Source organism: Robiginitalea sediminis, from assembly GCF_002198115.1.
Lineage (GTDB): Bacteria > Bacteroidota > Bacteroidia > Flavobacteriales > Flavobacteriaceae > Robiginitalea > Robiginitalea sediminis.
This window is the reverse complement of record NZ_NGNR01000004.1, coordinates 251,239-251,685: the sequence shown is the minus strand read 5'-3', so window position 1 is coordinate 251,685 and position 447 is coordinate 251,239.

Here is a 447-nt window from a genome sequence, read left to right as displayed (position 1 = left end):
GGGGACGGCACTTACGACTTTACCGACGCTGCTGGCAACACGACCACCATCAGCGACACCTCCCTGTCTACTTTGATAGACAATGGGGATGGCACCTACACCTATACCGACGAATCCGGAGCTACTCAGATAATCGACACCAATGCTTCATCCAACCCCTACGACAATACCACCAGCGGTCTTACCGCCACTAATGTCCAGGATGCGATCGATGAGATTAACGCTTTGGCGGGAACCGTTTCCCTGACCGACAACGGGGACGGTACCTACGACTTTACCGACGCTGCTGGCAACACGACCACCATCAGCGACACCTCCCTGTCTACTTTGATAGACAATGGGGACGGTACCTACACCTATACTGACGAAAGCGGCGCCACCCAGGTAATCGACACCAATGCTTCATCCAACCCCTACGACAACACCACCAGCGGCCTGACGGCCACC